Source organism: Flectobacillus sp., from assembly GCF_049240685.1.
Classification (GTDB): domain Bacteria; phylum Bacteroidota; class Bacteroidia; order Cytophagales; family Spirosomataceae; genus Flectobacillus.
Genome location: NZ_JBMLSD010000037.1, coordinates 1 through 6,819, shown reverse-complemented (window position 1 = coordinate 6,819; position 6,819 = coordinate 1). Strand labels below are relative to the sequence as shown.

The 6,819-nt window shown below is 38.6% G+C and carries 7 protein-coding genes; 6 read left to right on the top strand and 1 reads right to left on the bottom strand.

Annotated features, from left to right (window positions below; genetic code table 11):
- Positions 1 to 38 precede the first annotated feature (38 nt).
- Positions 39 to 965, bottom strand: a complete 927-nt coding sequence (locus ACOVQ4_RS01825) for a serine hydrolase (protein WP_421818958.1) — start codon at positions 963 to 965, stop codon at positions 39 to 41.
- A 98-nt stretch (positions 966 to 1,063) separates the two neighbouring features.
- On the opposite strand from ACOVQ4_RS01825, the gene ACOVQ4_RS01820 reads away from it, so the two are divergent.
- The 6 genes from ACOVQ4_RS01820 to ACOVQ4_RS01795 all read left to right on the top strand — a co-directional run bounded on the left by ACOVQ4_RS01820 (position 1,064) and on the right by ACOVQ4_RS01795 (position 6,712).
- Positions 1,064 to 1,510: a DMT family transporter gene (locus tag ACOVQ4_RS01820; protein WP_421818957.1), complete on the top strand. Its 447-nt coding sequence runs from the start codon at positions 1,064 to 1,066 to the stop codon at positions 1,508 to 1,510.
- 8 nt (positions 1,511 to 1,518) lie between these two features.
- Complete coding sequence (locus ACOVQ4_RS01815; RefSeq protein ID WP_421818956.1) at positions 1,519 to 2,034, top strand: NUDIX domain-containing protein; 516 nt, start codon at positions 1,519 to 1,521, stop codon at positions 2,032 to 2,034.
- Between the two features lie 152 nt (positions 2,035 to 2,186).
- Positions 2,187 to 3,119 carry an SGNH/GDSL hydrolase family protein gene (locus ACOVQ4_RS01810; RefSeq protein ID WP_421818955.1) on the top strand — a complete coding sequence of 311 codons (933 nt, stop codon included), beginning with the start codon at positions 2,187 to 2,189 and terminating at the stop codon, positions 3,117 to 3,119.
- A 97-nt stretch (positions 3,120 to 3,216) separates the two neighbouring features.
- Positions 3,217 to 4,212, top strand: a complete 996-nt coding sequence (locus tag ACOVQ4_RS01805; protein WP_421818954.1) for a sensor histidine kinase — start codon at positions 3,217 to 3,219, stop codon at positions 4,210 to 4,212.
- Positions 4,209 to 4,973 carry a LytR/AlgR family response regulator transcription factor gene (locus ACOVQ4_RS01800; protein WP_421818953.1) on the top strand — a complete coding sequence of 255 codons (765 nt, stop codon included), beginning with the start codon at positions 4,209 to 4,211 and terminating at the stop codon, positions 4,971 to 4,973. Before ACOVQ4_RS01805 ends, ACOVQ4_RS01800 begins: the two co-directional genes overlap by 4 nt.
- A 167-nt stretch (positions 4,974 to 5,140) precedes the next feature.
- Positions 5,141 to 6,712: a Na+/H+ antiporter gene (locus ACOVQ4_RS01795; RefSeq protein WP_421818952.1), complete on the top strand. Its 1,572-nt coding sequence runs from the start codon at positions 5,141 to 5,143 to the stop codon at positions 6,710 to 6,712.
- Positions 6,713 to 6,819: the final 107 nt, after the last annotated feature.

Sequence of the window (6,819 nt, the reverse complement as noted above, 5' to 3'; positions counted from 1 at the left end):
TGCTTACTGCTTACAGCCTACAGCACAGCTTTCATGCCTCAATACCACTTGTCTCTTTTGGCAGGAGCTTCCCACTTAAATTTAGGTTCAAAATGCTCCCAGACAGTCTTAGAGACATTCCGTAATAATTGATATCCTTCGTTAGTGTTAGTCCAAGATTCATCTTTTTGGTTTTTCGTGATAACGCATACCACATAATCACCAGAAGGGGCATTAACCAAAAACACCTCAGACCTTGATTGACTCACGGCTCCTTGCTTAGAGGCCACTTGTATAGTTGGTGGAATTTGACTTAGGGCTTCGCCATCCCAATAAATACGAATCATATTTCGATATATACGCTCGCTTGCTGCTGGACTAATCACCTCTCCTTTTCTAATTTTTACTAATAATTCTGCCATTTCTTTTGGGGTTGTTTGTCCCCAACCATAAATTTTCCGATACGCTTCGCGTCCTGGCGTGCGCGAATTGACCCTTGTGTTCTCGAATCCGTTACTAGATAGCCACTCATTGATAGCAGTACCCGTAGCCATGGCCTGACACCAAAGACTGGCAGTGTTGTCTGAAGTAGTAATCATTAACATAGCTACTTTGCTTAGCGCAATCTTTTCGCCATCCTTAAATGACCCTAGTATGTCTTCTCCTGCGTACAAAAGCGAATCCTTGTAAGTCAGAATAGAGTGGTAATCAAGTTCTCCTTTCTCGATTTTGTTGAATAAGCCAATGGTTATGGGTACTTTAATCATACTCGCAGTCGGGAAAATCGTATCCGCTTGAATGGCTACACCAGTATTTTTTTTCAAATGTTTAACATAAATACCTACAACCCCTTGAAAGTCGTTGACGAGTGATTGGAGTTTCTTTTCGAGAACTTTATCAGTTTTGAGAGACGCTAAAGGAGCTTGTGCCGAGAGCTGAAAAGAAAATAAAATGAACAGAATCTTGAGGTAAAATGTTTTTCTCATAGTTTTTGATGAAATTGTTAAATGTTTTCAGATAAGGAAAAGCTAAATAGACAATTTACCATAAATCAAGCAATAACAATCTCTCCTTTACCTATAAAATGCAACAATTTATCTTCATTTTCTTAGCTTTTCTTTGTGGGGCTGTTTTTCCTACACAGGCTGCATTTAATGGCAAAATGGCCTCTATCGTAGGGCATCCTATTTTGGCAGCTATATTGTCCTTTGTCACAGGGCTTATTGCATTGATTGTTTATGCGATTGTTACACAAATACCGCTTCAGCAGTTTACAGCCTTTCGGACCGCCCCTTGGTATGTTTGGTTGGCAGGAATCTTAGGTGCTTTTTATGTGAGTACTATCGTGGTTTTGATGCCACGGTTAGGAGTTGCATTAACTTTTGGTTTGGTGATAGCTGGTCAAATGACGATTTCTATGATAATGGATCACTTTGGTTTGTTTAATCTTCCTGTTCGAGAAATTTCAGCAGGACGCCTCTTAGGAGCGCTTTTATTATTGGCAGGTGTTGTACTAATTCGTAAATTTTAATGACAAAGATGAAATTTTGTCCACAATGTGGAAAAGAACTTGTGTATAAACTCAAGGACGGCAAGGAGCGATATTTTTGCCCAGACGAAAACGACTGCGGATATGTGTATTGGAACAATCCCATTCCTGTAGTAGCTGCAATTGTAGAACACGAAGGAGATGTAATCCTGGCCCGAAACGCCGCTTGGCCTGCCACTTGGTATGCCCTTATAACAGGTTTCTTGGAATCAGGCGAAACTCCTGAGGAGGGAATTATTCGAGAAGTCAAAGAGGAACTAAACCTAGATGGCGAAATTATTGAATTAGTAGGCTTGTATGAGTTTCATCGAATGAACCAATTGATTATTGCGTACCATATTCGGGCCACAGGTACGATTGAACTGTCGGAGGAGTTGGTCGATTATAAACGCCTAAAACCCGAAGAAATTAAGCCTTGGCCAGCTGGTACAGGACGAGCCGTACAAGATTGGCAAGCCAAAAGAGGGATATTTAATGAAATGTTTGATTTTACGAAAAGTTCATAAAGCTACAGGTGGGTAAATGTATCCTCCATTCGGAATCGTTAGAAAAAAGCTAGCCGTGTTTTTAGCTAGAATGCTCATAGCTAAAAACCGTAATAGCTATGAGCACACAATTAACTTATTCCTTAGATTCTCTTTATTTTCCTCTCATAACTATGAAAAACTCCTCGAATGGCTTTCTATTAATCGCATTAATGTTGCTTTGGCAACCTAGCTTAAGCCAAAAATTTTTTGATACTTCAGTAAAAAAGGTGCTTTTTCTCGGTAATAGTATCACCTATTCTGGAGAATACATCCAGTTGTTCGAAACGATTTATCGTATACAAAACCCAGAAAGTAAAGTTGAGTTTTATAATTGTGGGCTTCCAAGTGAGACTGTTTCGGGGTTGTCTGAAGAGGGGCACGCCAGTGGTCGATTTCCTCGTCCAGTATTATTTGAGCGACTTGATAGAGTTTTGAAAATGATTCAACCTGATATCGTTATTGCTACCTATGGAATCAATGATGGTATATATCAGCCTTTTTCGGAAGAACGTTTCATGAAGTTTCAAGAGGGTATTCAAAAACTTCATAAACAAGTAGAAGCCAGCGGTGCCAAGATAATCCATGTCACTCCATCGGTTTATGAAGAGAAGAAAAAGGGGGTCTCATTTAATTACGCCGATGTGATGAATCGCTATGCAGAATGGTTAATCTCCCAAAAGCAATGGGAAGTGATAGATACATATTTTCCAATGAAAAAGACATTGGATGAAGCAAAAAAGAAAAATCCAGAGGCTACATTAGCTTCGGATGGCGTACATCCCAATTCACAAGGGCACTGGGTAATTTGTAGAAATCTGTTGGCATATTTTGGTTTAAAAAAAGCTCGAAATGCAGAGGTATGGACAGAATTGTACCCTAACCGTTCGGTGAGTAACTTGTTGTTACTTTTCCAAAAAATTCAAGCCAAACATAATATTCTCAAAAATGCTTGGCTTCGAGCCACACAACATACACGCCCCGAAATGCCAGAAGGACTGCCAATGGATGAGGCACTGTCTAAAGCCATGGTATTACAAACGGAAATAAATACCCTTTTGAAATAAAAAAACTATTCACCCACAAGCTTTTCCTATTCACCTCAAAAGCTCGTCTGCTTATTGATTTTTTATGTAGTTTTGATTGGTTTTCACTCAAACTTCTATGTTCAATAACTTCATATACAAACGACTAATCGGCGGGATGGCGCTTTTGGCGGCGCTATTAGTGAATATTCCAATCATTATTCTCAATTTAGAACATTTACACAATTGGCAAATAGCTTTGATTGATGTAACTGTGCAGGTACTTTGTTGCTTTATACTCGGGATAAGTGTGGTTGGCGTTTTGCTAGATAAAACACCCTACTTGTGGGTAAATCGCCACAAAGTGGTGGTGATTATTGGCTTGTGGGTGGGCTATTGCCTGATGTTGGCAGGGCTCAATAGCTTATTTCTTCACGTGCGTATGGTGATGATTTCAACAATTATTATGCGTGGGGTTGTGGTGATAGTAATGATGTACCTGTGGAGTAGAAATCTTAAAGAGGCAGAAAGAAAAAATGCACTCCTACTCGAAAACCAGCAATTGAAGCATGATAATATACTTTTTCAATTAAATGCTCTCAAAAATCAACTCAATCCTCATTTTTTATTCAATTCACTCAATACTCTTAGTTGGCTAATCAATCAAGATACGGTTGGGAGTCAAGAATATTTGCAGAAATTATCACAAGTATTACGCTACTCATTGAGTATGCAAGAACAGCAATTAGTGAGTTTGAAGGAAGAGTTGGTATTGGTAGAAAATTACGTTTTTTTACTCAAAATGCGTTTTGGGAATAACCTCCAAATTCAAATGAATATTTCGGCACCTGAGGATTGTCAAATTTTGCCTTTATCTGTTCAGGTGCTTATTGAGAACGCAATCAAACACAACGTAGTATCATCGAGTAAGCCCTTGGATATCGCAATTTTTTTAGAAAACGAATGTATTGTTGTTTCTAACAAAATTGCGCCAAAACTTCAAACCGAAGGAACGGGCATTGGATTAGCAAATTTAGACAATCGATATAAACTTATGACAGGAAAAAGTATTGCTATCGAAAAAGATAGCCAATTTACAGTTCGTTTGCCCTTGATTAAGTCGGAACAAGTATGAATCAGCCCTTAAAAATAGTAATCGTAGAAGACGAACCTGCTGCTGCTAGCCAATTACAGTTTTTACTAGGACAACTATCTTTGGCTGTAGAGGTAATGATAGTGCTCGAAGGTGTCGAAGAAGGAATTACATGGTTTCAGAACAACCCTGCGCCCGATTTAATCCTTTCAGATATACAGTTATCAGATGGTATTTCTTTTGAGATTTATGAAAAAATACCTCTCGAAACTCCTATTGTTTTTACAACTGCTTTTGATGAATATGCTATTCGAGCATTTAAGCTAAATAGTATAGATTATTTGTTGAAGCCAATAGACCGAGAAGCCTTACAACAAGCAATTCAAAAATTTCAAAATCAACAATTATATCATTACTCTCAATTGCAAGCCTTGATAGCTCAACAGGCTTTTATATCCAAAAGTTATCTCAAAAGTTTTTTAGTCAAATATAGAGATAAGTTGTTGCCTATTAAGGTTGAAGATTTTGCATTTTTTTATATTGAGCAAGGAGTAGTTTTTGGTCAATTGTTTGATGGTAAAAAATACATTCTTGATTACAAGTTAGAAGAGTTGGAACAGCAATTAGACCCTATCTGTTTTGTAAGAGCCAATCGGCAGTTTATACTTGGCAGAGACTGTGTAATTGCTATAGAAAGCTATCCACATAGTAGAGTTAACATAAAAACCGAACCACGAGCCCCCTCCGATATTGTTATAAGTAAAGAGAAGGTTACGTGGTTTAAGAGATGGTTGGCTAAATAAACTTTTGAAGGCCTAAGTAGAACATTCACTTGCACCTATCTTGTTGTGTGGATACAAGCATTGTGCGGAGTTTTTTGTAGATTGGAAAAAGATTTCATATTTACCTACATTGAAATTTGCTAATGTAACCTAATTCCAAACCTAAAAGTAAATCAAGCCCTACAAGCATGTTACATCATTTTCCTTTTTATTTATCCTTAATTTTACTTATCATCATTCTGATTATTGTGGCTAAGCGAATCAGAGTGGCGTATCCTATTTTATTGGTTTTGGGAGGATTAGGGCTAAGTTTTATTCCGAGTGTTCCTGATATAGAAATTAACCCTGAACTAATTTTTATCATCTTTTTGCCACCACTTTTGTCGGAGGCGGCGTGGTCTATTTCATGGAAAGAGCTTTGGAAGTGGAGGCGGATTATCACCAGTTTTGCCTTTTTGATTGTATTTCTGACGGCTTTTGTAGTGGCTTTGGTAGCAAATAGCTATATCCCAGGGTTTTCTTTGGCTCTTGGCTTTTTGTTGGGGGGCATTGTTTCGCCGCCAGATGCGGTTAGTGCAGGGGCTATTATGAAGTTTGTACATGTGCCTAGTCGCTATCAATCAATTATTGAAGGTGAAAGTTTATTGAACGATGCCTCGAGTTTGATTGTGTTCCGCTTTGCTTTAATTGCCGTAGGTACGGGTCAATTTATTTGGCAGGATGCTCTTATTAGTTTTGGCTGGATGGTTTTTGGTGGTATAGCCATAGGTTTGGCAGTGGCTTACGGATTTTTCAAGGCTCATCGAGTATTACCCACCGATGTCAATATGGATATTGTACTCTCATTGGTAGCACCCTACATGATGTATATCGCAGCCGAATCGGTGCATAGTTCGGGTGTAATGGCTGTAGTAAGTGGAGGCTTGTTTTTGGCAAATCGAAACCACCTTTTTTTGAATAGTAGCGGGCGTATAAAGGGATTTTCGGTATGGGAAAGCTTTTGCTTTGTACTCAATGGATTGGTATTTATGATTATCGGTTTGGCGCTACCAACCATTACCAAAGGATTAGGTATTGTCAGTATCCGCGAAGCTATCGGATATGGTATTCTTGTTACCTTGGTGTTGATGGTGAGCCGAATTTTATCGGCTTATGGGGCTGTTATTACTACTTTAATTGCTCGAAACTTTATTCCAGTAGCCGAAAAACGTAATCCAGGATTTAAGGCTCCTTTGGTCATTGGCTGGGCAGGTATGCGTGGCGTGGTATCTTTGGCAGCTGCGCTTTCGATTCCTGAAACACTCGAAAATGGTACGCCTTTTCCTCAACGAAATCTCATTTTGTTTATCACCTTTATTGTAATACTTTTAACTCTTCTCATTCAAGGGCTTACGCTACCTATATTGATTAAGAAAATAAATTTATTAAGAGAAAATGAGGTACTCCCAGGTGAAGCTCATTATCAGGATATGTATCGTAGGCTAACCAATCAAAGCCTAGAGTATCTTCATGCTCATTACCAAGAACAGATTGAAAGACAACCTATTTTGAAAAAAATCGTAGAAAAATGGGAGGAGGAAGGAAAAGAGTTTGATAATATTCGCCTCGACCAAGAATGTAAACAAGTGTATGTCGACATGATTAATCATCAAAGAGCGTGGCTTCGAGAATGGAACAAAGACCATGAGGTAGATGAAGGGATTGTTCGTCGACATTTGTATCGACTAGATTTGGAGGAGGAAAAGTTAAAATATAGATAGCGTAGCTCCAAGGTATTAAGTTAGTACGCAAAATAAAGTTTGAGATTGTGCTTTAAGCTTTCAGGTATCGGCTTTCGGCGGTGGGCTATGGGACAAATGCATGTCCG